This is a genomic window from Actinoplanes subglobosus, from assembly GCF_042650585.1.
Lineage (GTDB): Bacteria > Actinomycetota > Actinomycetes > Mycobacteriales > Micromonosporaceae > Actinoplanes > Actinoplanes subglobosus.
Genome location: NZ_JBHSBL010000001.1, coordinates 84,329 through 110,251 on the forward strand (window position 1 = coordinate 84,329; position 25,923 = coordinate 110,251).

The following is a 25,923-nucleotide window of genomic DNA, read 5'->3' on the forward strand; positions in this document are numbered from 1 at the left end:
TCGCGCGGGATCCAGATCTGTCACGATGATGACCCTCGAAATTTTGATCGACTCCGCAGGCAACGTTTCGAGCCGCAGCCCCGTCATCTAGTCCGTACGGCCATGGATGGCGCACCCGGGACCCCTCGATTGTGAGAGCCATGATTCAGCGACGCAAGGTCATCATCGGCACACTGAGCGTGGCCGCGGCCGCTACCGCCGCCGGATGCACCTCCTCCGGCAAGGGTGCCGACGGCGGCACGGCCTGGGTCGAGCCGGTGGCCGAGACCGAGCAGGCCGCCGCGCCGGTCCGGCTGAACATGACGCCGGTCTCCGGGGCCAAGGACTGGTCGCCGGTCAAACCGATCGTCGTGGCGGCCGAGGAGGGCACCCTCAAGTCGGTCACGGTCACCGCCGGCAAGACCACGATCAGCGGCTCGATCCAGTCCGACGGGACGTGGCGGTCGGACGACGAGCTGGCGTACGGCAAGAGTTACAAGGTGGTGGCGACGGCCGCCGACAGCAAGGGCGTGGACAGCGAGCACACCTCCACCTTCTCGACGGTGAAGCCGGCGAACGTGGCGAAGGTGACCTTCCAGGCCAACTCGATGACGGCCCTCAAGGACGGCAAGACGTACGGCGTGGGTCAGCCGGTCATCGTCGCGTTCAGCCGGGCCGTCAACAAGGCCGCCGCCGAGAAGGCGATCGAGATCGAGACGTCGCCGTCCGTCGAGGGCAAGTTTTACTGGCGTGACGACCGGACCGTGCACTGGCGGCCGAAGAAGTACTGGGCGGCCGGCACGAAGATCAAGGTCTCGGTCAAGGCGTTCGGCGTCAAGCTGGGCAAGACCGTCTACGGGGCGAAGAACACGTCGGCCAGCTTCAAGATCGGGCGTGAGCTGATCGCGATCAGCGACAACCGGACCCACATGACCAAGGTCTACATCGACGGCAAGCTGGTCCGCTCGATGCGCAGCAGTCTCGGCAAGGGCGGCTACACCACAGGGGCCAACGGGCAGAAGATCAACTACTGGACCGCCGGCGGCCCGCACGTCGTGCTGACCAAGGAGCGCGTGCACGCCATGAGCTCGGCGAGCTACGGCGTCACCGACCCCGACGACCCGAACTTCTACGCGCCCAAGGACATCGAGTACTGCGCGCGGATCAGCTACTCCGGCGAGTTCCTGCACGCCGCCCCGTGGAACGGGTCGCTCGGCCGGGCCAACCTGTCGCACGGCTGCATCAACCTGAGCACCGCCGACGCCAAGTGGGTGTACGAGAACTTCATGCTCGGCGACATCGTCGACGTGAAGAACAGCCCGCGCGACCTCGAGGTGTGGAACGGCATCGGCGACTGGACGATCCCCTTCGACAGGTACGGTGACTGACCCGGCGGTGCACTGACCGGTGGACGTCCTCTTCGACACCGTCGACCGGGCGCTGGAGAGCGCCCGCCGTCGATGGCCACGGACGCTGTTCGTCGTCGGCGCGGTGCTGTGGGGTCTGGTCACGGTGGCCGTGGTCGGGGTGGCGCTGCTCGACAGCAGCCCGGTCGCCGGGGTGCTGCTCTGTGTCCCGCCGGCCGCGTTGCTCGCCGTCGTGGTGGCGCGCGGGATCACCCGGCTGCGATGGCCGGTCTGGCCGGTGGGTGTCGCGCTGCCGGTGTTCCTCGCCGGTCTGGTCGCCCCGCAGGCCGCGCGGTTCCCGGAGCCGTTCGACTGGCTGGTGCCGATCGTCGTCTTCGTCTACGCGCAGATCTTCCTGGGGACGGTCGCGGCCGGTGACGAGTTGTTCCGGCAGCGGGCCGGGCGTACCGGCAAGGGCCGTGACCGGATGAGCGCGATCGGACGCCGGCGGATCCTCCAGGTCAAGGTGCTGGTGGCGACGCTGGTGGTGCTCGCCTCGTCGCAGCTGGTGGTGGGCGACGACTACGCGGGGGACAACGCGGTCGGGCGGACGTCGTTCGAGTACGCGTTCTTGTGTCTCTCGGTGCCGATGTTCGTCGGGGTGTGGTGGCGGAAGCCCGCGTTGGCCTGGTACGCGGTGGTCGTACTCCCGGTGGTCTTTGCTCTGAGTCTTCTGCCGCGCACACCGGAGGCGCGGTGGGAGGCGCTGCTCGCGCAGGGTTGGATCGTGGTCGCGGCGGCGTGGCAGTGGTCACGTGCGGCCGTGAAACCGTTCTGGCGGCACCGGCGAAACCTGGCGCGACCGGCGGCGCCGCCGTTCTAACCTATTTGCCGCGATCGATTTTAAATATGGTGAAACTCGGCCATCGTTTGCTGCGGATCTATCAGGATATTGCCTGCGCTGACCCCATTCATTGATCGAAGGAGATCAGCGTGATCCGCAAGAGAGTGCCGGCCGCCGTCGCCATGACCCTCGCCGCCGGAGCGGGTGTGGTCGGCCTGACCGCCTCGCCCGCGGCGGCCCAGGCCGTGCCCTGCGTCCAGAAGGTGGCCGTGGTCAACAACGGCGGCTTCGTGGTGAATTTCCAGATCACCACGCGGGACGGTCAGCTCTCCGCGCCGACCGACGACTACCCGATCAACCAGTGGCGGATCGTGGACCTGGCGTCCACGCCGTTCGCCGAGGGTGTCGACGTGCGGCCGCTCGTCCACGCCCAGGCCGGTGACGACGTGCCGGGCAACGTCTTCGTGTCGTACTGCGCGAACGGGCAGACCGCGACCTACACCGCGAATGGCACCACGCTCGACTACTCGGTGACCCTGCTGACCTGAGTCAGCCGCTGAGGCGGGAGCGGAACTCGGCGCGTGTCAGCACCGCCGCGTTCCGCTCCTCCACCGGGAAGATCGCGATGTCCGCGTCGTCCTCCTCCAGCTGCGGCAGCCACTCGTCGAGGAAGACCCGCACCGGGATGCGGATGGCGTGCTCGCCGTCGACGTCGCCCTCGTTCTCCAGGCGGGCGACCGTCGCGAACGGCCAGATCGGCAGCAGATCGCGGCGGCGGCCGTCCTCGGTGAAGAGGATGTCGCCCTCGTCGCCCCAGACCCACAGGGCGCCCCGATCGGCGATGGCCTCGAACGTGGCGGCCACACGAGCCGCGGCGTCCAGCCCGAGCAGTTGCTCCGCGTCACGCCGGGAGATGTCATCCGATGCCATGCCGCTGATCGTATCGGCCACCGGGCGACCGTCCGACGGCCGCCCGGTGGGACCGGGGTCAGGCGCGTGTGCAGGCGGTTCCGTTCAGGGCGAACGACGAGGGACTGGCGAACGTCCCGCTGTAGGTGCCCTGGAAACCGAACGACGTGCTGCCGCTCGCCGGGATGCTTCCGTTGTGCGCGGCGTTACGCGCCGTGATGGCTCCCGACGTGCCGCTCAGCGCCGCGTTCCACGAGCCGGTGATCGACTGGCCGGACGGCAGCGTGAAGGCGAGCGCCCAGCCGTTGATCGCGCTGCCGCCGGTGTTGGCCACCGTGACGGTGGCGGTGTAGCCGGTGTTCCAGACGTTGGTGGCGTAGGTGACCCGGCAGGAGGCACTGCCCGGCGGTGTGGAGGGAGACGTGGAGGGAGACGGTGACGGGGACGAGGTTCCGCCGCCGTTCACCGTCGCCGAGAAGTCGGTCACCGCGAGGCCCGCGCCGCCGATCCACGGCTCGAAGCCCGCCTGGACGCTGGTCAGGTACCAGGAGTTGGTCACCGACGTCCGGGTCTTGGTGTCGTTGATGAAGTCCAGCACGCTGAAGTTCCAGCTGCTGATCGCCGACGGGGCCAGGTAGGACACCACCGCGTTGGCGCCGTTGCTGCCCTGCCACACCTGCCAGGTCCGCCCGCCGATGGTGGCGTTGCCGACCGGGGAGCCGATCGGTTGGATCGAGCCCTGCCGGTTGAACCAGATCATGATCTCCTGCGCGTTGACGCCGTCGGTCCGCGGTGACGGGTCGAGCCAGATGTCGTAGGCCGCGTCGTAGGTGGCGCCGGAGACGTACTGGAAGCTGACGTTGCTGGTGGCGCTGCTGATCGAGCCGACCTGGATCGGCAGGTTGGTGCCGGGGGAGCACCTGGTGTAGTGGCATCCGAAGTAGACGGCTGGGTAGGACACCGGCGCGCCGCTGGTGTTGCCGGTGCCCTGCTGGCTGGTGATGGAGAAGCCGGTGCCGGTGACGTTGATGCACTGCTGGGCGGAGGTGCCCCAGCGGTTGTTCATCACGACGTATCGGCCGCCGATCGTGGTCGTGCCGTACTGCTCGCAGATCTGGGTGTCGGCCTCGGCCGGACCGGCGAGCGTGAGCGCGGTGATGCCGGAGACGGCCAGCAGGCCTATCGCCAGCAGGGAACGGAGGGGACGGATCACGGGGGAGCTCCTTCTCGGGGACGTGTGGGAGCGCTCCCAGAAGCCTACGTCCATCCCTGTTTCGTGCCAACGGGCATCTATCTCACAGGAAATTCATAGCTGTCCGATTCGGATGGTCGCGCCGCGGCCGGAGCACCGCCGGCCGCCCGACCGGAAGGACAGCATGACTCAACCGACGAACCGGCGCGGACGCTCCCGCCTGATGGCAGTGGGCGCCGCGACGGGCGCACTGGCGCTCACCGCGGCCGGGGTGGGTGTGGCCCGGGCCGCGACCACCCCGCCGGCGCTCTCCTTCGTGGCCGCCACCTCGGCGGTCACCGCGGAACGCTACGAGTACGACGGCGACGTGTGGCTCTCGTTCGACCTCGGCCTGCACGTCATCGCCGGCAAGGACCCGTTCGAGATCTGGGCCAAGCGCACCGGTTACGACAAGCCGATCGTCGCCGAGCAGGTGGTGGTCCAGAACGGCAAGAAGAAGAAGGTCACCCTGCCGGCCGGGACGGTGGCCGACTTCACCGGGCTCAAGGACTTCACGAAGTTCACCATCGTCGACGAGGCCGGCCGGACGGTCAAGGAGTACACGACGGCGTTCTGCGGCAACACCTGGGGCTCGGCGCGCACCCGGCCGGACGCCCCGGCGACCAGCCCGTACCCGACCGACTGCGGTGGCTACAACCCGTTCACGCTCGGCGCGGTCTGGGGAGTGCAGGCCGGCTGGAACTCGTCGGTGCCCGACCGGCCGTTCAGTGACGGTCGCGGCGACGACGGCTTCGACCTGCCGGTCGGCAGGTACACCGCCACGGCCACGGTGAACCCCACGTACCAGAAGATGTTCGGCATCCCGGAGAAGTCGGCGACCGTCAGCGTCGCGGTCACCGTGGTCGACATGTCCGACGAGGGCAAGGGCGGCCTGGTCCGGGCGAAGAAGGCGGAGGCGAAGGAACTGGCGCCCGCCGACGAGCACTCCCTGCACGCCGGCGAGGGCGACGCCACCCGCCAGGTGTCGTCGTACCTGCCCGAGTTCCGGGCACCGGCCAAGCGCCCGGCCACGCTGAAGGCCGCGCCCGCCGGCGGCCCGAAGCCGGACCTCCGGTCGCTGCCGGCCTGGGGCATCGACCTGTCCGAAGAGGACGGCAAGTGGTACGTCAACTTCGGCGCCACGGTCTGGAACGCGGGCACCTCGCCGCTGCTCGTCGACGGCTTCCGGCGTTCCGGCACCGAGCTGATGGACGCCTACCAGTACTTCTTCGACGCCAAGGGCAACCAGGTCGGCTCGAAGGAGGCCGGCACCATGGAGTGGGACGCGCGTGAGGGCCACAAGCACTGGCACTTCACCGACTTCGCCCAGTACAACCTGCTGTCGTCGGACCAGAAGCTGGCCGTGCGCAGCGGCAAGGAGGCGTTCTGCCTGGCCAACACCGACGCGGTCGACTACACGATCACCGGCGCCAAGTGGCGCCCGGAGAACACCTCGCTGGAGACCTCGTGCGGCGCCGACACCGTCGTCGCGGTGCGTGAGGTCCTCGACATCGGCAACGGCGACACCTACAGCCAGAGCCGTCCCGGCCAGTCGTTCGAGATCACCGATCTGCCGAACGGCACCTACTACATCCAGGTTCTGGCCAACCCGGAGAAGAAGCTCGCCGAACTGAGCACCACCAACAACACGGCGCTGCGCGAGATCATCCTCGGCGGCACACCGGAGGCACGGACGCTCACCGTGCCACCGGTGCACGGCATCGAGGGCTGACGTATGCGGTGGCCGTCCCTTCCTGCGAAGGGGCGGCCACTCAGCGGACGAAGTCCTCGTAGGCCTTCAGCACCAGGCCGTGGAAGTGGTGCACACCGTGCTCGGACAGGCCGGAACCGTCCGGGTCGTACACGATCCGTCCCTGATCGAAAGCGGGCGTCGCCATGCCCCGCTGGACACTTTCCACGATCGCGATGTCCTGCTGCTGGAGCACCTCGTCGATGTAGCGGACCGCCTCGGTCTCGGCGCCCTCCAGCTCGGCCGTCTCGAAGAAGAAGTCCCACGTCTCCAACGTCCGGTCCGGCCCGTCCGGGATCACCTGGAACACCATGAAGTTGCCGCGCCCGGGATAGCGCAGCAGGCAGGTGTTCGGCCAGAGCCACCACACCGCGTGCTGGGTGACCGACGCGCCGGACACGTCGTAGGCGGAGTTCTCCTGCTTGCCGGCCTCGGCGAAGTGGCTGGACCAGATGCCGTGCGTCTGCACCTCGTAGGTGTCCATGTCGACCAGCGCCACGAACTCGCGGTGCGCGATGTGGCAGTGGTAGCACTCCAGGAAGTTGTCGATGACGTTCTTCCAGTTCGACTTCACGTCGTAGGTGAGCCGCTTGGCGAAGGTCAGCCCGGCCACGTCCGGCGCCCACCGTTCGATCTCGGCGAGCAGATCCGGCGCCTGCTGCGCCAGCGGGGCGGCCGAGCCGTCCAGGTTGACGTAGACGAAACCGCCGAACTCCTCGACCGCGATGCGGTCGAGACAGATTTCCGCGCGATCAAAACCGGGCATGCGGTCGGTCTGGCGGGCGCGGCGCAGCGAGCCGTCCAGGTCATACACCCAGGCGTGGTACGGGCAGACGATGGTCCCGGTGACGCCGGAGCCGGACAGCAGCTCGTGCGCCCGGTGTTTGCACACGTTGTAGAAGGCCCGCAGCCGGCCGGAGCGGTCACGCACGACCGCGATCGGCGCCCCCGCCACCGTCGTCGCCACATAGCTGCCCGGCGCCCTCAGTTTCTCCACGTGACAGACCCACTGCCAGGTGCGGGCGAAGATGGCCTTCTGATCCACGTCGAGCCACCGCGGGTCGACGTAGGCCGCCGCCCGCAACGACATCGAGCGGGCCGGGTCCGGGTCGTACCCCGAACCGATGTCCTTGACGTCCTGCCGATTGACCGTCATGACTCGCTATTGTGGCGGCTCCGGCAGGATGCGCTCGAGAGCCGCGCCGGTCGCGTCGGCGAGGGCCGACAGCAACGCGATCTGCTCACTGGTGGCCCGCCGCGTCGTCGACCAGTAGACGCCGACCGCGCCGAGCGGGTCGGCCGCCCGGACCGGGATCATCGCCAGCGACCGGACGAAGGTGGGACGGTAGGCCTCCTGCGGGATCCGCTCGTCCACGCGGATGTCGGGGATTATCGCCGGCACCCGGTTGAGCATCGCCCAGCCGCTGATGCACTCGGTGATCGGGAACCGCTGGCCCTTCCACAACGGGCTGATCGCGTCCTCGTCGGCGTAGAAGCACTTGTCGCCCTCGCGCAGCACGATCGTGGCGCCGTGCGCGTCCACCAGCGCCCGCGCGTTCCCGCGCACCAGACGCTGGACGGTGGTCAGGGTACGGGCCTGGTCGAGGGCGGCGATCACCTCGCGCAGCATGTCGTCCGTGGAGTGCACAGCTAACACAGTAGGGGCGGTGGTGGGATGTCGGCGCCACTCCGGAGAGTGATGGCCTGACCGTTATGCCGGTTCCATGCCCGGGTGTGCCGGGGCTGGACCGACGATCGAGCCCGATTCGGCCCGCGGGTCGGGCGCGACCGGCCGAACGGGGGCGTTGAAACGATCTTAAGTCGGGCTTCCGGGGCAGTTGTTCCCCGGAGCAAGTTTCCTGTGCCACGGTTGTCGCTTCCCGCCGATCAGTGCCGGCGAAATCCGGTGCGAGAAATGTGGAGGATTCGTGGCGAACATCGAGACCGCGCTGAAAGAGGCCATGGCCCTCGAAGGCGCCGTCGGCGTCGCGCTCGTTGATTACACCAGCGGGCTCACCCTCGGTTACCTGGGCGGCGACGGGGTCATGGACATGACCGTCGCCGCGGCCGCGAACACCGACGTGGTCCGGGCGAAGATGCGGGCCCTGGAGCTGCTCGGCCTGCAGGACGGCATCGAGGACATCCTGATCACCCTCGACTCGCAGTACCACCTGATCCGGCTGCTGCGCTCCCGGCACAGCGGCGACGCGCTCTTCCTCTACCTGGCCCTGCACAAGAGCCGGGCCAACCTGGGCCTGGCCCGGCACCAACTGCGCAAGATCGAGTCGGACCTCGACGTATGACTGGCCCTCATGGCGGTCTGCCGAGCCGCCTCGCCCCGAGGCACTCCGCGCCACCGCAGTCCACCCGGTCCGTCCAGCTCGACCCCGTGACGGACCCGCGGCGGCCGCTGCGGCTGGAACTGGCCGGGTTGCGGCACCAGGTCGTCGGGGTCACCGGCTGCCTCATCGCCGGCGTCGACGGCCTGCTGATCCTGCACGACAGCCGGACACCGGGTGAACCGCACGACGTGGCCGCGATGGCCGCCGCCGCCCACGGCATCAGCCGCACCTGCGGCGGCGCCCTGGGCCAGGGGCAGTTCCAGGAGGTGACGATCCGCAACCGGGACGGATGCCTCGCGGTCTACGGGATCGGCGACCTGGCGCTGCTGGCCGTGGTCGGCGACGGGATGGTCAACATCGCCCGGCTGCACCTGGAGGCCCGGCCGGTGCTGGGCCGCCTGGCGCAGATGCTCGACCTGACCCAGCTCCGGTGACTCAGTTGTAGGAAATGATCTTGTTGATCAATCCGCCGCCCGGGAAGTCCATCATCAGCACCCCGGTACGGGTGAACGAGCCGGAGTTCAACCGCCCCAGCAGGTACGGGTTGACGCCCTGCTGGAACAGCGCGCCGCCGGCCACCCAGTAGGGCGGGGCCAGCGCGCCCGAGCCACTGGTGAAGTTGACGTAGATCTTCGTCGGGTCACCGGAGTTCGTGGTGGTCAGGAAGTTGTTCACGGCCGCGCGCTTGTCGGCGATCTGGGCGAACGTCGGCACACTGTACTGGTCCTGGACGTAGGTGGACGATCCGTCGGCCCACCCGGAGAACTGAGCGAGCCCGTAGTCGGCGAACCGGCCGCCGCGCGGGCCGTTCAGCACCGCCAGCACCACCTTGCCGCGGACCGCGCCGAGGGTGGGCACCGCGGCGGCCGACGAGCGCGTCACCGACGGCGTCCAGAACAGGCCGGGGCGGGCGGCGACGTACGAGTCGAAGATGTCCGGGAAGCTCTTCTGCCCGGTCGCGTCGGTGCAGGACCCGGTCTCGCCGGTGCAGTCGTGCTTGAAGCGGAGCAGCACCGTCTCGGCCGGGTGCGCGGTGAGGAACGCCGACAGCTTGCCGAGCACGTCGTCGAAGTTGGCGACCTGGTAGACCGCGCCGTGGTGGATGGTGAACGTGTTGCCGTCGTTGATCCTCGCCCGCACATCGATCGCCCGGATGCCGGCGTTGAGCTGCGCGGTCAGCGTGCCGGCACTGGAGCCGTAGTCCTCCTGGGTCTGCGTGTAGTCGCCGCCGTGGATCGAGATCGTCTCGTGGGTGCCGGGGATCGACAGCGCGGCGAGGCTCCGGCCGTCCGGGATCCGGGCCATCCAGTCCGGGTTGCTCGCGCTGCTCAACGTCCGGTACGAGGTGTCGGCCGCGTACGCGGGCTGGGGCACGAGCAGCAGTGCGGCGGTGGCGAACGCCGCGGCGAGAAGACGCTTCATGCGACGAGAAGATATCGACTGCGCTTTATAAGCGCTAGATACAGCCTTGATCCGGAACCTCGCGCACCGTGCCGACGAGCGAGGTGGCCGCGTCGGTGTGCTTCGCGTAGGCCTCCGGGAAGGCCGAGATCTGCACCGCCTGGGCGGCCTCGGTCAGCCGCATCTGCTGCCAGCCGCGGACGTCGAGCAGCTTGTCGTAGAACTTGTTGGTCTGGTACGCCGGGTCGGAGAGCTGCTTCGGCGTGCCCCACCCCTGGCTCGGCCGCTGCTGGAACAGGCCGATCGAGTCCCGGTCGCCGCCCTTCAGATTGCGCAGCCGCGACTCCTGCATGGCCGTCGCCACGGCGATCACCAGGCCCTGGTCCGGCACCCGCCGCTCGGTGCCGATGGTGACGATGAGGCGCACGTTGGCGAGTTGCTCGTCGCTCCACCGGCCGGCCGGCGAGGCCACGGGCGCGGGGGTGCAACCGGCGTCGGCGCGCACCAGAGGGCTGATCAGAAAAGCGACGAGAACGGCGACGGCGGTCACGAACAACGCGCGCACAGGGGGCTGCACCTTCCGGAAGATCACGGGACCGGCGAAGGGTACCGATCTATCAATGCCGAGGGAAAGCTCACGGGATCGGCCGTTCGGCCGATGAAGTCTCTGTGGAGAGCACGGAGGCGGCCGTGCCGCGCTGGAGGCCGACCCGCACAGTCGTCGCGTCGATCGGTGTCGCCGCGGTGGCCTGGGTGTGGTTCGCGATCGGCCTGTTCGTCCACACCCCGCCGGTGGCCGGGTGGGCCCTCCTGATGCTCGCCGTGCCGATCGCGATGTCCGCTGCCTGGCGGGCCGGCGCCGCGGGACGCACGTTCTGGCGGTACGCCTCGGGCGGCATGGCCGGGCTGGGCCTGGCCTCGATCTCCGCGGCCCGTGACTACTTCAGCGGCGAACAGGCCGGCCAGCACATCGGTGGTGTCACCGCGGGGCTGTACGTGGCGAGCCTGATGGCGTTCCTCATCGGCCTGCTGCGCATCCCCGGGGCCCAGCGCTCCCGGGTCGAGTGGACCCGGTTCGGCCTCGACGTCGCCACCATGGTCGTCACGGTGACCACGTTCAGCTGGTACCTGGTCCTGCCGCGCTGGGAGAGCTGGACCCGGGGCACCGCGGCCGGCGCCGCCTCGATCGTGGTCATCACCACCGCCGCGATCATCGGCATGCTCGCCTTCGTCAAGGTGTCCTTCACCGGCACCGGCCCGATCGACCGCCGCGCCCTGTACGTCCTCGCGATGACCGGCGCGGTCGGGGCCGGGGGCGGTGCGATGGCGCCGCTGCTGGCCGACCGGCCGTACCTGAACACCGGCCACGTGCTGCTGCCGACCACGTCCCTGCTGGTCTGCCTGGCCGCCGACCGGCAGATCCGGGCCTCCCGGGTGGGTGTCCCGCCGCCCCGGCCGCTGCCGCGACGGCCCAGTGTCATGCCGTACACCGCGGTCCTGGCCACCGGCGCGCTGCTGCTGTCCGCCGCCGCGTCCGGCACCGGCAACCTGCTGGTGGTCGCGGCCGGATCATTCGTCGTCACGCTGCTCGTCGCGACCCGGCAGGTGCTCGCGCTCCGCGACAACGTCCGGCTGCTCGACGACCTCGACGCCCGGCAGCGGCAGCTCGCCCACCAGGCCGGCCACGACGGCCTCACCGGCCTCGCCAACCGGACCGTGCTGGTCCGCGAGATCACCGCGGCCCTGGCCGGCGGCTCACCGGACGTCACCGTCGCGCTGCTCGACCTGGACGACTTCAAGGCCATCAACGACGACCTGGGGCACCCGGTCGGCGACGCGCTGCTCGGCGCGGTGGGGGTACGGGTCTCCGCGCAGATGCCGGACGGCTGCCTGGTGGCCCGTCTCGGCGGCGACGAGTACGCACTCCTGCTGCGCGGCGACCACACGCCGGTGGTCGCCGCGATCGCCGCCGACCTGCGCCGCCCGCTGCACGCGGGCGGGCACGAACTGGTCGTCGAGGCGAGCATCGGGCTGGCCCCGGCACAGCCCGGCGACACCGCCGACGAGCTGCTGCGCCGGGCCGACGTCGCGATGTACGAGGCGAAGAGCCAGGGCAAGGGCCGGCACGTCGTCTACCACGAGCGGATGGACCACCGGACCGCCGAGCAGTCCCGGGTCGCCGCCGACCTGCGCGGCGCCCTCGACACCGACCAGCTGCACCTGCTCTACCAGCCGATCGTGGCGATGCCCGGCGGGGAGCTGTTCGGCGTGGAGGCGCTGGTCCGGTGGACCCATCCGGTGCGGGGCCCGATCGGGCCGAACCTGTTCATCCCGGCCGCCGAGCGCACCGGCCTCATCGTGCCGCTCGGCGCGTGGATCCTCGAGGAGGCGTGCCGGCAGGCCGTCAGCTGGCGGCAGACGATGGGAGCCGCCGCGCCGCGGACGGTCAGCGTCAACGTGTCGGCCCGGCAGCTGCGCGAGGCCGGGTTCGCCGAGGAGGTGGCGGCGGTCCTGCTGCGTACCGGGCTGCCGCCGGACGTGCTGACGGTGGAGATCACCGAGACCGCGGTCTTCGACGGCGGCACGGCACTCGACGAGCTCAAGTCGATCGCCGCGCTCGGTGTGAAGATCGCCCTCGACGACTTCGGTACCGGCCACTCGTCGCTCGGTCTGCTGCGGACCTGCCCGGCCGACATCCTCAAGGTCGACAAGTCGTTCGTCGACGACGTCACCGGGGGCGGCGAGCCGGCCGTCATCGTGGCCGCGCTGCTCACCATCAGCGACGGCATGCGGCTGCGCGCCGTCGCCGAGGGTGTGGAGACCGCCGAGCAGGCCGCCGAGCTGCACCGTCTCGGCTACCGCTACGCGCAGGGCTACTTCTACGCCCGCCCGCTGCCGGCCGGTGAGATCGACACCTACCGCCCGGCCGGTCTCACACCTGCGCCGGGTCCCGGTGCTCTCGTTTGACCTGGTACATCCGGGCGTCGGCGGCGGCCATCAGGTCGTCCGCACCGGTGGACGGCCCGGCCACCGCGACACCGATGCTCGCGCCGATGCTGACCCGGTGCTCCGGCAGGTCGAAGGGCAGCCCCATGTCGGCCATCAGCCGCCGGGCCCGCGCCTGGGCGTCCGCCGCGTCCGTGATGCCGGTCAGCACGGCGGCGAACTCGTCCCCGCCCAGACGGCCCAGCAGGTCCTCCTCGCGCAGCCCGGCCCGCAGCCGGTTCGCCGCGGCCACCAGCAGGGCGTCGCCGGCGGCGTGACCGTAGTCGTCGTTGACCGCCTTGAACCCGTCCAGGTCGATGAAGAACAGCGCCACGGCCGCGTCGTCGGCCGAGTCGCGCAGCGCCCGGCCCAGGACCCGCAGCACCTCGGCCCGGTTCGGCAGGCCGGTCAGCGGGTCGTGGGCGGCGGCGTGCGCGAGCCGGTCCTGCTGGGCGCGGCGGTCGCTGATGTCGCGCTGGTTCGACACGATGCCCCGGACGGCGGGATGGTCGAGCGCGTTGCGCAGCAGGACCTCGTGCCAGTGCCAGGTGCCGTCGCGGTGCGCGACCCGTACCTCCAGGCTCGCGTGGCTGTCCGGGCCGTCGTCGGTCAGCCCGGCCAGCGCCGCGCCGACCCGGTCCCGGTCGTCGGGGTGGAACAGGTCGAGGTAGGCGGTGTCCTCCAGCTCGCCGGGATCCCAGCCGCTCACGTGTTCGACGGCGGCGCTGACGTGGGTGAGCCGCCCGCCGGCGTCGATCACCGAGACCACGTCGGAGGAGTCCTGCACCAGCGCCCGGAATCGTTCCTCGGCGCGCTGGAGGGTCATCGAGGCCTCCTCGGCGCGGGCCGCGGCCAGTCCCAGGTTGCTCAGCCCGAACCCGGCGAGCAACAGGTTGACGATGGCGGCGAGGTGCGACTGGGCCGGCTCGACCACCGACGGCGTGAGGCCGAGCTGCACGGCGATCTGGGCCGCGAGGGTCACCACGGCGGTGACGATCGTCGCCGGGAGCCACGTGCGGGAGCCGGACCAGCCGATGTGCAGGACGCCGATCAGGACGACGGCGGCCGGCAGCAGGAATCCCCAGCCGCCGAGCAGCAGCACCGACCCGATCAGCAGGGTGGCGTGGAACAGTCGCAGCACCACCCGGTTGTGCAGGTGCCCGCCGCCCAGCCACCGCTGGTAGCGTTCGCTGCCGCTCGCGGCGAAGACCACGACCAGCGCCGACAGCACCAGCGGCGACCCGAGGATCGCCCCGTGCCGCTGCCCCCACGCGGTCAGCGCCCAGGTCCCGAGGAACAGGACGGGCGCGCCGATCACCGGCGGCACGGCGTCGGTCGCCGGGCGCGCGCCGAGGAAGGGCCGGCCGGCAGGCACCTGCGTCACGTCGCTCCTCCACCCTGGAACCGGTCCTCGGTCTGATCGGGCGGCGGCAGCGCTACATGAGAACTTTCCCGGACGGTTACTGGTCGGTGTAGCCCTGGCTGATCTCGACGATCACCCCGTCCGGATCCTTCACCCACACGGTGCGCCAGCCCGGGATGAACTCGTCGAAGGCCAGCGGCCCCAGCGACACCTCCAGTTCGCCGGGTACCCGGGACAGGAAACCGTCCAGGTCGTCGACCTGGAAGGCCAGGTGCCGGACCATGCCCGGATGCTGCGGCCCGTCCGCGTCGAACGTCTCCGGGGCCTGGCCGGCCGCGTCGAACAGCTCCAGGTGCACGTCGCCCTGCCGCAGGAACACGATGTCCGTGCCACCGGCGCTGACCACCCGGGACCGTTGGAAGCCGAACAGGTCGGAGTAGAACCGTTCGGTCTCCCGCTGGTCCCGGCAGTTGAGGCCGACGTGCGCCCAGCGCACCGCCGTCGAGGTGGCCATCACTTGCCGGCCAGGACCGGCCCGAACGGCACCGTGTCGTGGAAGTTGGCCATGTACGTGATCTGCCCGTCGCTGACCTCGAAGTAGTTGCACACGTCCGCCTCGACGGTGGCGCCGTGCCGGGTCCGGCCGGAGATGTGCGAGACGACCGCCGCGTGGGTGTCCGACACGACCACGTGCCGGGGGAGGTTCGCGAAGGCGGCGTACGTCTCCGGGAAGCCCTTCATCATCTCCCGGAGCGTCTCCCGGCCCTCCACGTGACCGGCGAGCTGCTCGTCCATCCGGGTGTCGGTGGCGAACAGGTCGCACCAGTCGTCCCAGTTGCCGGCGTTGGCGAGTTCGTAGTAGCGGTCGATGACCTGCCTGGTGTCCATGGTCCCCCCTGGGATCACTGCGGAAGAGTGACGCCGACCTGCCGCATCAGCCCGGCCGTGTCGGCCTGCACCCAGCGTTCGGCGACGAGGTCGTTCTCGATGCGGTACACCTCGATGCTGGTCCAGCTGACGTCCTTACCGGTCGGCTCGACCCCGAAGATGGGTTTGACGTGCCGGCCGGTGAAGGTGATCTGCATGATCACCCGGTCGTCGGCCGCCGGGTAGAGCGCGTCGAGGCCGGCCCGGAAGTCGAGCGCGTCCTGGGCACCCGCGATCAGGCTCTTCAGCGCCTGCAGGTTGTCGACGCTCCAGGCCGGGTTGTGGTCGACGAAGTCCGGGGCGAACAGCGCGTCCATGTCGTCGTAGCGCCGGGCGTTGACGGCGTCGCTCACCTTGCGGCAGAGGGCGAGGTTCTGGTCGGTCGCGGTGCTCACAGCGCGGCCAGTTCGTCGACGCGGTACTCGGTGATCACGAGCCCCTGCTCGGAGTTCGTCCGTGCCAGCCGCCACGTCTGCCGCGCCCGCATCGCCAGCCGGGAGTCGTCGGAGGTCTGGGTGGCCCGCCACACCACCACGACGGTCACGTCGATCCGGTCACCGGTGGCGGCCGGGGTGACCTCCTCGATCTCGTGCGTCTCGTCGGTGTAGAGGTCGCAGACCTTGGCGTACCAGTCGCGGAAGTCGGCCACCGAACGCAGCGTGCGCTCCGGGAACACCATCACCAGGTCGTCGTTGGAGAGGCAGCTCGCCAGCTGGTCGGCCGGCGCGTGCCTGTCGAGGTACTTGAACCACTGTGCGGCGAACGCCGACACGGCGTCGGACAGGGTTTCGGACTTGGTTGTCACCGGTTCTCTCCAGGGTCGTCGAGGACGGCCTCCACCAGGTATGGGCCGTCGTGGTCGAGCATCGTTCGCAGGGCCCCGGGCAGGTCGGCGGCGTGCCGGACCCGGGCGGCGGGCACGCCCATGGCGGCCGCGAGGTGCACGTAGTCGACGCGCGGCTCCCGCACGTCGAAGAAGGGCGGGAACGCGGCGTGCGGATCGGTGTTCTGGTCCCGCCGGTAGCGCGCCAGATTGTCCTTGAGCAGCTGGTAGCCGCCGTTGTGGCAGATCACGAACTTCGCGGCCACCCGATGGTGTGCCGCCGTCCACAGCGCCTGGCAGGTGTACATTCCTCCGCCGTCGCCGGTGAACCCGACGACCGTACGCTCCGGATGGGCGATCTTGGCCCCGATCGCGCCCGGAACGCCGACGCCGAGCGTGCCCCCGGGGGTCTGGAAGAAATGCCCCGGCCGGGTCGGCGGCAGCCAGCGGGTCAGCGCCGGCGAATTGGTCAGCGCCTCGTCGAAGACGATGGCGTCGTCCGGCAGCATGCCGGCCAGCGCGGCGGCGACCGCGGGCATCCGCAGCGGTGCCTTGTCGGCCTCCAGGCCGGTGCCCAGGTCGTCGGTGAGTGCCTTGTCCAGCGCCGACGCCCGCAGCGCGCCGCGCCGCCGGACCCGTTCGGCCGCGGCCTGCCGCTGCGGCTCGGTCATCGCCTCCTCGATCGCGGCGGTCAGGGCCCGCAGCGTCAGCCGCGGGTCGCCGATCATCCCGGCGGTCACCGGATGGTTCTTGGCGATGGCGTACGGATCCAGGTCCACGTGCACGACGGCGGCGCCCGGCCGGAACGGGCTGTCCAGGGACGGGAACACGTCGGGGAACACATAGGTTCCGCAGATCAGCACCGCGTCGGCGTGTGCCACCAGCTCGGCGCTGGACGTGCCGAACATGTGCCCGGTCAGGCCGCCCCACAGTGGATGGGTCCACGGCATGAGCAGCTCGGACGCCATCGCGCCGTGTACCACCGCCCCCCAGATCTCGGCGAATCGGGTCAGCTCGTCGACGGCGCCGGAGGCGGCGATGCCGTCCCCGGCCAGGATGATCGGCGCGTGCGCGGACGCCAGCAGGCGGGCCGCGGCCGCGATCGCGCCGGGCTCGGGCACGACCCGGGTGTCCGGCACGGTCGTCGGCACGATCGCCTCGTCGGCGTACTCGTCCAGGACGTCCTGCGGCACGGCCAGGAACACCGGCCCGCGCGGCGGGGTGGCGGCCACCTTCAGCCCGCGCCGGATCAGCCGCAGCAGGCTCTCCGGGTGGGTGACGCGGGTGGCGTACTTGGTGACCGGTTTGGCGATGTCGACCAGGTTCACCGACATGTGGGCTTCGAGGGCGTCGTAGGCGACACCCGCCTCCCCGGCCATCACCAGCATCGGCGTCTGCCGGTGCAGCGCGTGGTAGAGGCTGCCGACGGCGTTGCCCAGGCCCACGCCGCTGTGGAGCAGCACCACGCTGGGCCGGCCGGTGGCCTGCGCGTAGCCGTCGGCCGTGCACACCACCGCGGCTTCCTGCAGGCCCAGCACGTAGTCGATGTCGGGGAACCGGGCGATCTCCTCCAGCAGGCCCTCCTCGCTGGATCCCGGGTTGCCGAACAGGTACCGCACCCCGTCGGCGCGCAGCTGTTCGAGCAGCCGCCGGTGCCCGGTGCGCAGCGTGGCGGTCGCCGGCCGGGCCGGTGCGGCGGTCACGACACACCCGCCGGGACGGCGGCCCGGGCATGGATCTGCTCGATCACGGTACGGGCGAACACCCCCGCCTGCGCTCCGGTACGGCCGGTGACCAGGTCGTCGTCGACCACCACGTCGGCGTCCACATAGTCCGCACCCATGTTGAGCGCGTCGCCGTACAGATTGGGATGGCAGGTCAGGCGCCGCCCGCGGACCAGCTCCGGGGTCCGCGACAGCAGCCACAGCCCGTGGCAGATGATCCCCTTGACGATTCTCGGCTCGGCGAACGCCCGCCGCACGAAGTCGGTGGCCGGCGGCAGTTTCGACAGGTCCTCGCTGTAGCGCAGCCGGTCGCTGACCATCGCCGACGGCACGATCACCGCCGAGTAGGAGCGCAGCGTGTCGTCGTCCATCCCCTCGAACGACGCGGCGCAGACGAACGGTGCCTTGTACTCGTGGCCGGTGAAGGTGATCGACTCCTGGCCCCAGAGCCGGGTGAGGAAGTGCAGCTCGGCACCCTCCTCCGGGAACCGGTACGAGTAGTACCAGATCTCGTGCTCGTAGAAGTCGCTCTCCACCAGCACCGCGACCTTGTGCCCGGCCAGTGGCCCGCTCACCAGCCGTACCTGCGCAGCCCGTGGTCGAGGACGTCGACGATGGCCCGCCCGCAGCCGGCCGACGACTCGGTGGACCGGGCCGTGACGAACGGGTAGTCGACGATCACGCTCTCGGCGTGACCGACGTTGCCGATGAACTCGCCGTCCGGCCCGACAGCGTCGCGCAGGATGAACTCGAGCGGGTAGAACGGCGGCCCGAAGTTGACGTAGCCGTCGCCGAAGCCCCGGTTGGAGCCGTCGAGCGCGTGCGGGCCCTCGAAGCCGGTGCCGTCGTGGTAGTCGTAGTCGATCGGGTGGCCGGTGACGCGTTTGCCGCCGATGATGCTGAGCTTGCGCAGCGGGTCCCGGGCGAAGGCCAGTGCGGCGACGCCGTAGCAGACCGCGGCGACCGGCTTGTCGAGCCGGACGAAGCCGAGGATCAGCTGGTGCAGGCGCTGGTTGTTGGCCAGGTCGACCATGGCGCCGCTGCCGCCGACGATCACCAGCGCGTCGTACGACGGCAGGTCGTGGGTGACGATCCGCTCGACCTTGCGGTAGTACTCCTCGGAGTCGCGCAGATAGGTCGGGGAGCTGGGGTACGGCCGGGCCGGAACCCACCCGGCCAGGTCGTGCGGCTTGTCGAGCCGGTCCGAGGCGTCCAGGTCACGTGTCCGCTTGGCCATGTCCTCGCTGGTCACCGACTTGCCCTGGGGCGGGTCGGCGTACGACGGGTCCATGCTGACGGCCAGCGGGGTGGGCCGGGCCCCGGTCGGGGTGACGAACTCGATCTCGTACCCGGCCTTGTCGCAGGCGTCGAGCGGTCCGATCAGCTCCTCGCCCCAGTAGCCCCATTCGGAGATGGCGAAAAGAACCTTGGTCATCATCGGCCTCCCGTGGCTCCGGCGCCGGCCCCGGCCAGCTCCTGGATCAGTTCGGTGTCGTTCAGCTGCTCGGCCGGCTGGCCGGCGGCGTTGACGACGGTGAGGGTGTAGTTCTCGTGCTGGCGGGTCATGGCGAGGTCGCGGACCGCCTCGCCGTCGATGTGCATCAGGTCGGCGGCGTCCAGCATGATCGCCGTGCACCCGGCGTCGCGTGCCTCGGCGAGCCGGTCGTGCAACTGCGGCAGGGTGGTCAGGCTCAGCGTGCCGGCCAGGGCGATCTCGGCGCGGCCGCCGTCCGTGCTGGTCAGGTCGGCGCTGAAGGTGAGCCCGGCGGGGGTGAGGCGGACCCGTACGGTCTGCGCCTGGTCGCTGTGCGGCAGCGTGACCGTCATGGCGTCCGGGTCGAAGTCGTGGTGCTCGTGGCCGTTGACCCACACCTGCAGGATCTGCACCCGGCCCGGCGGCAGCAGGTCGGGCGCCACTCGCAGGGTCGCGCCGAACGCGCCGGGCTGCGGGTGGAACCACATGTCCATCGGCTGGTCGCGGCGCAGCAGGTTGCCGTAGACCGCGGCCAGGTAGCCGAGCTCGGCGCTGTGGTACATGGCCATCGAGTGCGAGCCCTTGCTGCGTTCACCGCCCAGCTCGAACGGGGCGCCGTTGGCCAGCACGTTGAAGTAGACGCCGCCGGCACCGGTGTCGAGCATCCACGCGTTGTAGAAGGCGGCGCCCTCGCGGGCCTGCTTGGCGTATTCGGGACGATCGAGGACGCCGTCCAGGATCAGGTACGCGAGGATGCCCTGTTCCTGCTGCCACCAGGCCTTCCGGTCGTGCCACACCAGACGGTGGAACCTCTCGCCGGGCGCGACGACCCGCTCGACCATGTCGTACCAGCCGCCGCGCTGCGGGTCGGCGCCGACCGACGGCATCAGGTCGGCGATCCGGGTGGCCAGCGTGACGTAGGAGTCCTTGGGCCGCAGGCTGTTCATCCGCGTCAGGTTCCACGCGATCTTCAGGTTGTGCCCGACGATGGCCCGGTTCTGCTGCTGGCCGTACGTCTGGTCCTTGCTCCAGTCGCCGAAGAACTTCTCCTGCACGAACGGGCTGTTGTCGTAGTCCGGGAACCGCTGCACGATCGTGTCGCAGCAGTCCTCCAGCATGTCGGCGTAACGCTGCTCGCCGGTCGCCAGGAACAGGTTGATCAGATACGCCGGGATGTGGTCGCCGACGGAGTTCCAGTTCTTGCGGTCGGCGTTGGTGTGCCCGGCCGTCTCCAGGGCGGGACTCTTCGGGTCGAACGTCACCGGGTCGATGTGCGACCAGTAGCCGCCCTTCTCGGTGTCGCGGAAGTGCTTCTGGAACAGGTTGATCGTCAGGTCGATGATCTCGCGCAGCCGGGGGCTGCCGGTGACCCGGTACACCTGGGTGAGGCCGGCGATCGCGTAGATCTGCTCGTAGCAGGGGATGGCGTTGTAGTCGTCGCCGAACTCCGAGGCCAGGATCTTGCGTTCGGCGCCGTCGGGCAGCACGTCGATGGCGTGGTACCAGTAGGCGATCTGCTGACTGCGGTCGACCGCGCAGAAGTGCTCGACCAGGTAGTCGGCGCCGGCCGTCGCGGCGTCCAGATAGGCCTGTCCGCCGCTGAGCAGGTAGGCGGTCGCCAGCCCGTACACCAGCCGGGAGATGGTGTCGGTCTCCTGCCGCACCGACTGGGTCTTGGTGCCGAGGATCGACAGGTCGGTGCGGTAACCGCGGTAGTCGAAGATGCCGGCCCCGCCGAACTCGGCCTGCAGGTAGAAGTCGGCGATCGCCCGGACCTGCCGCTGCCACCAGTCCGGCGACTCGAACCGGTAGTCGTCGGCCTCCTTGCCGAAGAGCACGACGTGCTTGGCCTCGAACCCGGTGCCGCGGTCCTCGGAGGGGTAGAAGACGCCGTACACATGGATGAACCGGCCCGGCTGGAGCAGGCCGCGCAGCTGGGCGCCGGCGTCCACATAGGCCTCGCCGAGGTTGCGCAGCATCTCGGCCACCGTCGTCGGGGTGAGCCGGGCCGCGAACGGCCGGCCGTCGGAGGTATGCAGCTCGACGGTGTCGGTGGCCGGGTCGTATCCGGTCACGTACCCGGCGACCAGGTCGGAAAAGGTGAAGTTCAGCTCGTTCACGGGGTTTCTCCAGTGAGGGTCCGCAGCAGCACGATGCTGTGCGCGGTGACCAGGTAGCCGCCGGTGGTGACGGGTTCTTCGCCGCCCGGCGTGGCGATGTCGGCCGGTGAGGCGAGCGCGGTGTCGATGACCCGCGCCCAGCGGCGCCGCGGGTCGAGCTCGAACTCCAGCGGCGCGGAGTGCATGTTCATCATCAGGTGCAGGTCGGGTTCGTCGCCGGTGCCGGTGAGCGTGCAGGCGAAGGCGCGGCCCTGCGGGTCGTTCCAGTCGGGCGGGGCCAGCAGGGTGCCGTGCCAGGTGACGTCGGCGGCGGTCCAGAACTCGTCGCGCCGCAGTGTCGAGTGCCGGCGGCGCAGCGCGATCAGCTCGGTCCAGAACCGCAGCAGCCCGGCGTTGGTCTCCGGCAGTGACCAGTCGAACCAGGCGATCGGCCCGTCCTGGCAGTAGGCGTTGTTGTTGCCCCGCTGGGTGCGGGCCACCTCGTCGCCGGCGGTGATCATCGGGACGCCCCGGGAGACCATCAGCAGGGTGGCGAGGTTGCGCATCTGCCGGTCGCGCAGCGCCAGGATGCCGGGGTCGGTGGTGTCGCCCTCGGCGCCGCAGTTCCAGCTCATGTTGTCGTCGTTGCCGTCCCGGTTGCCCTCGCCGTTGGCCTCGTTGTGCTTGTGGTCGTAGGAGACCAGGTCGGCCAGGGTGAACCCGTCGTGGCAGGTGACGAAGTTGACGCCGTTGACCGGCCGGTGCCCCCGGAACTGGTAGAGGTCGGCGCTGCCGCCCAGACGCATCGCCACGTCGCCGATCAGCCCCGGTTCACCGCGGACGAACCGGCGGATCGTGTCCCGGAACCGGCCGTTCCACTCGGCCCAGCGGTATCCGGGGTAGCTGCCCACCTCGTACGCCCCGGCCGCGTCCCACGCCTCGGCGATGATCTTCGTGGTGGCCAGCGTGTCGGAGAGCTCGATCTGCCACACCACCGGCGGCTCGTCGAGGATCGCGCCGCCCGGCCCGCGGGTCAGCACGGCCGCCTCGTCGAACCGGAACCCGTCGACGTGCATCTCCCGGACCCAGTACTCCAGGCAGTCGACGATCATCTTGGTGACGATCGGATGGTTGGCCATCAGCGTGTTGCCGCAGCCGGAGTAGTCGTCGTAGTACCGCTTGTCGGCCTGGTGCAGGTAGTAGTAGTTCGGGTTGTCCAGGCCCGCCCAGCAGAACAGCGGCCCCAGATGGTTGCCCTCGTCGGTGTGGTTGAAGACCACGTCCAGCACGACCTCGATCCCGGCGCGGTGCAGTGCCTTGACCATGTCGCGGAACTCGGCCACGTGCGTACCGGCCTGCGGCGACGTGCAGTAGCCGGCGTGCGGTGCGAAGAATCCGGCGGTGCTGTAACCCCAGTAGTTGTTCGCCGTGGCGTCGAAGTCGAAGACCGGCAGCAGCTCCACGGCGGTGACGCCGAGCGCGGTCAGGTAGGGGATCTTCTCGGCGACGGCGGCGAAACTTCCCGGCCGCGCCACGCCGGAGCCGGGCGACCGGGTGAAGCCCCCGACGTGCATCTCGTAGACCACCATTTCGGACATCGGACGATTCAGCGGCTGGTCGCCCTCCCAGTCGTAGCCGCGCTCGTCGATGACCGCGCACCGCAGGGCGGTGGTCACCGTGTCGCCGGGCACGCACGCGGCCGCCCGGTTCCACAGACCACGATCAAGGCCGCGGGCGTACGGGTCGGCGAGCACCTTCTCCGGCTGGAACCGTCCGCCGTCCCCGTCCGGCCCGGAGACCCGCAGCGCGTAGAAGGCCGGCGCCCGCAGATCACGCAGGTACACGTGCCAGACGGCGAAGCTGCGGTGGGTGTCCGGGTCGAGGGTGACCGTCTGCACCGGTTCGGTGTCCGCGGCGTTCTCGAAGATGAGTAGTTCCATGGCGGTGGCGTGTTCGGAGAAGAACGCGAAGTTCACGCCGTCGTCGTCAGGGGTGGCGCCGAGTGGATGGCTGCGCCCCGGTTCGGCCAGGTAAACGGGCCGTTGGAGCTGGCTCACGCTCATGTTCAAAGCCTATGTAGCGTCGTGAATAATTTTCACGTTTCTGGGTATCCGGCCAGGCGGTGTCAGCGCTCGTGTTCCAGGTGTGTCACGACGTCCTGGTAACTCTCCGGCTCGATCCGGACGGTGCCGGCGAACGGGTAGTTCAGCTCGACCGCCAGGAAGACGTTGACCCCGATCGTGGCGGCGACTCCGGCCACCAGCACCCGCCGCAGCATGTCGTCCCGGATGCCACAGGTCACGCAGAGCGACAGCACCACGATCGATCCGGTCAGGACCGAGATCCACACGACGTTCGGCAGCTGCTGGTCGTGTGCCAGGCGGACCGCCTCGGCCCGCAGTTCGGTCGCCCGGGTGAGCCGTTCCATCGCGTCGTGCACGAACGCCTCCTGCGCCTCGGTCCGCGGCGTGATCCCACCGACCGTGACCACCAGCGACTCCAGGGCCTCACCGACCGCCGGGACCGCACTGCCGGTGACGCGGTCCGGCCAGGCCGCCAGCACGTCCCGGTTGTAGGCGAGCACGCCCGCGTCGAGCGCCGCCCGCGCCGGCGGATCGCAGACCTGGGCGCCCTCGGCCACCGCGAGCAGGTTCATCGCCTCGGCCTCGGTGGCCGCCCGGGCGTCGTTGCGCTCCTCCCACAGGGTCACCACGCAGAGCCCCATCGCCACCGAGTACACGACCGCGGCGGCGGACAGCATGATCCCGGTCGCGTCGTTGTGCTCCCCGCGCCGCCAGTGCGGCAGCCTCCGGTGGACCAGGGATTCGAGCAGGAGCATGACGGCCGGCAGCCCGATCACCAGGGCGATCAGCACGACCCATTCCGGTAGTTCCGCCGCGAGCCACTTCGCCATCGCGTTGCATCCCATTCCGCCGAGGAGTCCCCGAGGCATTGTTGCCGCGGGACCCCTCGCCGGACGTGTTTTCGCAGATAGTCGCCGTGGTGGCACCCCGGCCGCTGACAATGGACAGATGCGACGCGCCCTTTTGTCCATGGTGACCGCCGGCGTTCTCATCGCCCCGGCGCTGCCTGTGGAGGCCGCCACACCCGATACCGGATGTGCCGAGACCAGGCAGCCGGAGGGGATCGCCGGGAACATCATCGGCATCGCCGAGACCGCCCGCGGCGAATTCGGCCTGAGCGCCGTGATCGTGCGGGTCTCCGAGGGCGGCCACGAGGTCGTGACACAGGCCGTGGGCGAGTCGGCGGCGGGCGTCCCGGCGAGCACGGACATGCGGTTCCGCACCGGGGCGGTCGGGATCACCTACCTGACCACGCTGCTCCTGCAACTGGCCGGCAAGGGCGTCGTCGGCCTCGACGACCCGATCGCCCGGTGGTATCCCGAACTGCCCCGATCCCGCGACGTCACCCTGCGGATGCTCGGCAGCAGCACCTCCGGCTACCCGGACTACGTGACCTACCAGCCGTTCATCGACCGGCTCTACGCCGACCCGTTCCGGCACTGGACCGAACAGGAGCTGATCGACCTGGCCCTGGAACGGCCCCTCTGGTACGAACCCGGCACCAACTGGAGCTACTCGCACGCCAACTTCGTCATCCTCGGCCGGATCCTGGCCCGGGCCGCCGGAACACCCCTCAAAGACCTGCTCCAGCGGGAGATCTTCGGCCCGCTCGGTCTGCACACCACCGTCGCCGAGGACACCGCGGAGATCCCGTCACCGGTGCTGCGCGCCTACACCACCGAACGCGGCCGGTACGAGGACTCCACCTACTGGAACCCGTCCTGGACCACCGCCGCCGGCGCGATCCTGACGTCCGACATCTGCGACCTGGAGACCTCGGCCCGGGCCGTCGGCACCGGCCGCCTGCTGTCCGAGTCCGATCAGCGGATCATGCTCAACCCCGGCACCATCGGGCTCGGCGGGCCGACCGCCACCTGCCCGGCGACGATCTGCCTCAAGCACACCGAGAAACACCACTACGGCCTCGGCCTGGTCGTCGAGGACGGCTGGATCAAACAGACACCGTCGTTCGCCGGGTACGCCGCGGTGCAGACCTACCTGCCCGGACGCGACATCGCCATCGCGGTGGCGACCACCCGGGGCCGTACCACCGACGACGTCAACACCGCGGCGACCGTGGCCACCCGGATCGCCGCCGCGCTCACCGGGAGCTGACGGCGGTCCGGGCGGCCAGCACCTCGGCGGCCAGGGCACGGGTCCGTGGATCCGTACCGTTCTGCTGTTCGCTGCGGGCCAGTGTGATCGCCTGCTCGACGGCCTCGCCGATCTTCGCGGTGGCGGCCGCGTCGAACGCCGGACCGGTGAGCGCGGTCATCTCCGCCAGCTCGGGCTCCGTCACCATGCCGGGCATCGGCATGCCGACGTGTGGGTTCTCCGCGGGGAGTCCGGCCAGCTCGTGCAGTGCCCGCAGCTCGGGCAGTTCCGCCTCGGTGAACACGCGGACGCGTGCGGCGAGATCCCGTGTCGCCGCCGTGCCCGTGTGCGCCGGGACCACGTCGAGCAGGGGAACGACCTGCTCGTGCATGGCCAGGGTGATCTCGATCCAGGCCCGGTCGGTGCCGCCGAAGGTGGAGGACTGTTCCGGAGCCGGCCGCGGCGCCGGGGCGGGCGCGCCGCAGCCCGCGAGAAGCAGGGCCACCGGTACGGCGTACCACATCCGCCGGTGACCCCGCCCCCGCATC

26 protein-coding genes are annotated in these 25,923 nt (G+C 70.2%); 8 read left to right on the forward strand and 18 right to left on the reverse strand.

From position 1 onward, the window contains the following. Positions 1 to 140 precede the first annotated feature (140 nt). The 3 genes from ACFO0C_RS00355 to ACFO0C_RS00365 all read left to right on the forward strand — a co-directional run bounded on the left by ACFO0C_RS00355 (position 141) and on the right by ACFO0C_RS00365 (position 2,717). Positions 141 to 1,367, forward strand: a complete 1,227-nt coding sequence (locus ACFO0C_RS00355; RefSeq protein WP_378064364.1) for a L,D-transpeptidase — start codon at positions 141 to 143, stop codon at positions 1,365 to 1,367. Between the two features lie 19 nt (positions 1,368 to 1,386). Then, positions 1,387 to 2,208, forward strand: a complete 822-nt coding sequence (locus tag ACFO0C_RS00360) for a hypothetical protein (protein WP_378064365.1) — start codon at positions 1,387 to 1,389, stop codon at positions 2,206 to 2,208. A gap of 110 nt (positions 2,209 to 2,318) precedes the next feature. Further along, positions 2,319 to 2,717 (forward strand): hypothetical protein, encoded by a 399-nt coding sequence (locus ACFO0C_RS00365; RefSeq protein WP_378064366.1) that lies wholly within the window; start codon positions 2,319 to 2,321, stop codon positions 2,715 to 2,717. Between the two features lies 1 nt (position 2,718). Here the strand turns inward: ACFO0C_RS00365 and ACFO0C_RS00370 are convergent, their stop codons facing one another. Both ACFO0C_RS00370 and ACFO0C_RS00375 read right to left on the reverse strand, forming a co-directional pair. Then, complete coding sequence (locus ACFO0C_RS00370) at positions 2,719 to 3,099, reverse strand: DUF2750 domain-containing protein (RefSeq protein ID WP_378064367.1); 381 nt, start codon at positions 3,097 to 3,099, stop codon at positions 2,719 to 2,721. A gap of 58 nt (positions 3,100 to 3,157) precedes the next feature. Then, the gene (locus ACFO0C_RS00375; RefSeq protein WP_378064368.1) at positions 3,158 to 4,291 is read right to left on the reverse strand and encodes a GH12 family glycosyl hydrolase domain-containing protein; all 1,134 of its coding nucleotides are present in this window, start codon (positions 4,289 to 4,291) and stop codon (positions 3,158 to 3,160) included. Between the two features lie 163 nt (positions 4,292 to 4,454). Between ACFO0C_RS00375 and ACFO0C_RS00380 the strand changes: the two genes are divergently transcribed. Next, on the forward strand, positions 4,455 to 6,041 hold the full coding sequence (locus ACFO0C_RS00380) for a lysyl oxidase family protein (RefSeq protein ID WP_378064369.1): 1,587 nt from the start codon (positions 4,455 to 4,457) through the stop codon (positions 6,039 to 6,041). Between the two features lie 40 nt (positions 6,042 to 6,081). On the opposite strand, the gene ACFO0C_RS00385 is transcribed toward ACFO0C_RS00380, so the two are convergent. After that, the gene (locus ACFO0C_RS00385) at positions 6,082 to 7,215 is read right to left on the reverse strand and encodes an aromatic ring-hydroxylating oxygenase subunit alpha (RefSeq protein WP_378064370.1); all 1,134 of its coding nucleotides are present in this window, start codon (positions 7,213 to 7,215) and stop codon (positions 6,082 to 6,084) included. A gap of 6 nt (positions 7,216 to 7,221) precedes the next feature. Next, complete coding sequence (locus tag ACFO0C_RS00390) at positions 7,222 to 7,707, reverse strand: GAF domain-containing protein (protein WP_378064371.1); 486 nt, start codon at positions 7,705 to 7,707, stop codon at positions 7,222 to 7,224. A 280-nt stretch (positions 7,708 to 7,987) separates the two neighbouring features. On the opposite strand from ACFO0C_RS00390, the gene ACFO0C_RS00395 reads away from it, so the two are divergent. Continuing rightward, the gene (locus tag ACFO0C_RS00395) at positions 7,988 to 8,362 is read left to right on the forward strand and encodes a hypothetical protein (RefSeq protein WP_378064372.1); all 375 of its coding nucleotides are present in this window, start codon (positions 7,988 to 7,990) and stop codon (positions 8,360 to 8,362) included. 86 nt (positions 8,363 to 8,448) lie between these two features. Beyond that, entirely contained in the window at positions 8,449 to 8,835 is a 387-nt protein-coding gene (locus ACFO0C_RS00400) for a roadblock/LC7 domain-containing protein (RefSeq protein WP_378064373.1), read from the forward strand. A gap of 1 nt (position 8,836) precedes the next feature. Here the strand turns inward: ACFO0C_RS00400 and ACFO0C_RS00405 are convergent, their stop codons facing one another. Together ACFO0C_RS00405 and ACFO0C_RS00410 are read right to left on the reverse strand one after the other, a co-directional pair. Beyond that, entirely contained in the window at positions 8,837 to 9,823 is a 987-nt protein-coding gene (locus tag ACFO0C_RS00405) for a phosphatidylinositol-specific phospholipase C (RefSeq protein ID WP_378064374.1), read from the reverse strand. Positions 9,824 to 9,857: 34 nt separating this feature from the next. Next, positions 9,858 to 10,367: a peptidase M23 gene (locus ACFO0C_RS00410; protein WP_378064375.1), complete on the reverse strand. Its 510-nt coding sequence runs from the start codon at positions 10,365 to 10,367 to the stop codon at positions 9,858 to 9,860. A 125-nt stretch (positions 10,368 to 10,492) separates the two neighbouring features. Here ACFO0C_RS00410 and ACFO0C_RS00415 point away from each other — a divergent pair, with 125 nt between their 5' ends. Next, a complete protein-coding gene (locus ACFO0C_RS00415; protein ID WP_378064376.1) occupies positions 10,493 to 12,769 on the forward strand; it encodes a putative bifunctional diguanylate cyclase/phosphodiesterase in 2,277 nt (758 codons plus the stop codon). Here the strand turns inward: ACFO0C_RS00415 and ACFO0C_RS00420 are convergent. From ACFO0C_RS00420 to ACFO0C_RS00470, 11 genes are all read right to left on the reverse strand, one after another. Then, on the reverse strand, positions 12,735 to 14,171 hold the full coding sequence (locus ACFO0C_RS00420) for a diguanylate cyclase domain-containing protein (RefSeq protein ID WP_378064377.1): 1,437 nt from the start codon (positions 14,169 to 14,171) through the stop codon (positions 12,735 to 12,737). The two genes, ACFO0C_RS00415 and ACFO0C_RS00420, sit on opposite strands and share 35 nt — an antisense overlap. A gap of 76 nt (positions 14,172 to 14,247) precedes the next feature. Beyond that, the gene (locus ACFO0C_RS00425; RefSeq protein WP_378064378.1) at positions 14,248 to 14,664 is read right to left on the reverse strand and encodes a VOC family protein; all 417 of its coding nucleotides are present in this window, start codon (positions 14,662 to 14,664) and stop codon (positions 14,248 to 14,250) included. Further along, positions 14,664 to 15,038 carry a nuclear transport factor 2 family protein gene (locus tag ACFO0C_RS00430; RefSeq protein ID WP_378064380.1) on the reverse strand — a complete coding sequence of 125 codons (375 nt, stop codon included), beginning with the start codon at positions 15,036 to 15,038 and terminating at the stop codon, positions 14,664 to 14,666. Before ACFO0C_RS00430 ends, ACFO0C_RS00425 begins: the two co-directional genes overlap by 1 nt. Positions 15,039 to 15,052: 14 nt before the next feature. Then, the gene (locus tag ACFO0C_RS00435; RefSeq protein ID WP_378064381.1) at positions 15,053 to 15,472 is read right to left on the reverse strand and encodes an ester cyclase; all 420 of its coding nucleotides are present in this window, start codon (positions 15,470 to 15,472) and stop codon (positions 15,053 to 15,055) included. Continuing rightward, positions 15,469 to 15,882, reverse strand: coding sequence for a nuclear transport factor 2 family protein (locus tag ACFO0C_RS00440; RefSeq protein WP_378064382.1), 414 nt, complete (start codon positions 15,880 to 15,882; stop codon positions 15,469 to 15,471). Before ACFO0C_RS00440 ends, ACFO0C_RS00435 begins: the two co-directional genes overlap by 4 nt. Continuing rightward, on the reverse strand, positions 15,879 to 17,603 hold the full coding sequence (locus ACFO0C_RS00445; protein WP_378064383.1) for a thiamine pyrophosphate-binding protein: 1,725 nt from the start codon (positions 17,601 to 17,603) through the stop codon (positions 15,879 to 15,881). The genes ACFO0C_RS00440 and ACFO0C_RS00445 overlap by 4 nt, the downstream gene beginning before the upstream one ends. Then, positions 17,600 to 18,199 (reverse strand): DJ-1/PfpI family protein, encoded by a 600-nt coding sequence (locus ACFO0C_RS00450; RefSeq protein ID WP_378064384.1) that lies wholly within the window; start codon positions 18,197 to 18,199, stop codon positions 17,600 to 17,602. The genes ACFO0C_RS00445 and ACFO0C_RS00450 overlap by 4 nt, the downstream gene beginning before the upstream one ends. Then, positions 18,196 to 19,059, reverse strand: a complete 864-nt coding sequence (locus ACFO0C_RS00455) for a type 1 glutamine amidotransferase domain-containing protein (protein WP_378064386.1) — start codon at positions 19,057 to 19,059, stop codon at positions 18,196 to 18,198. Before ACFO0C_RS00455 ends, ACFO0C_RS00450 begins: the two co-directional genes overlap by 4 nt. Then, entirely contained in the window at positions 19,059 to 21,218 is a 2,160-nt protein-coding gene (locus ACFO0C_RS00460; protein WP_378064387.1) for an AGE family epimerase/isomerase, read from the reverse strand. Before ACFO0C_RS00460 ends, ACFO0C_RS00455 begins: the two co-directional genes overlap by 1 nt. Next, positions 21,215 to 23,260 (reverse strand): glycogen debranching protein GlgX, encoded by a 2,046-nt coding sequence (gene glgX, locus ACFO0C_RS00465; protein WP_378064388.1) that lies wholly within the window; start codon positions 23,258 to 23,260, stop codon positions 21,215 to 21,217. The genes ACFO0C_RS00460 and glgX overlap by 4 nt, the downstream gene beginning before the upstream one ends. A 62-nt stretch (positions 23,261 to 23,322) precedes the next feature. Further along, positions 23,323 to 24,111, reverse strand: coding sequence for a bestrophin-like domain (locus tag ACFO0C_RS00470; RefSeq protein ID WP_378064389.1), 789 nt, complete (start codon positions 24,109 to 24,111; stop codon positions 23,323 to 23,325). Between the two features lie 118 nt (positions 24,112 to 24,229). Between ACFO0C_RS00470 and ACFO0C_RS00475 the strand changes: the two genes are divergently transcribed. After that, positions 24,230 to 25,396: a serine hydrolase domain-containing protein gene (locus ACFO0C_RS00475; protein ID WP_378064390.1), complete on the forward strand. Its 1,167-nt coding sequence runs from the start codon at positions 24,230 to 24,232 to the stop codon at positions 25,394 to 25,396. Here the strand turns inward: ACFO0C_RS00475 and ACFO0C_RS00480 are convergent. Further along, entirely contained in the window at positions 25,383 to 25,922 is a 540-nt protein-coding gene (locus tag ACFO0C_RS00480; RefSeq protein ID WP_378064391.1) for a DUF305 domain-containing protein, read from the reverse strand. The genes ACFO0C_RS00475 and ACFO0C_RS00480 overlap by 14 nt on opposite strands. Position 25,923: the final 1 nt, after the last annotated feature.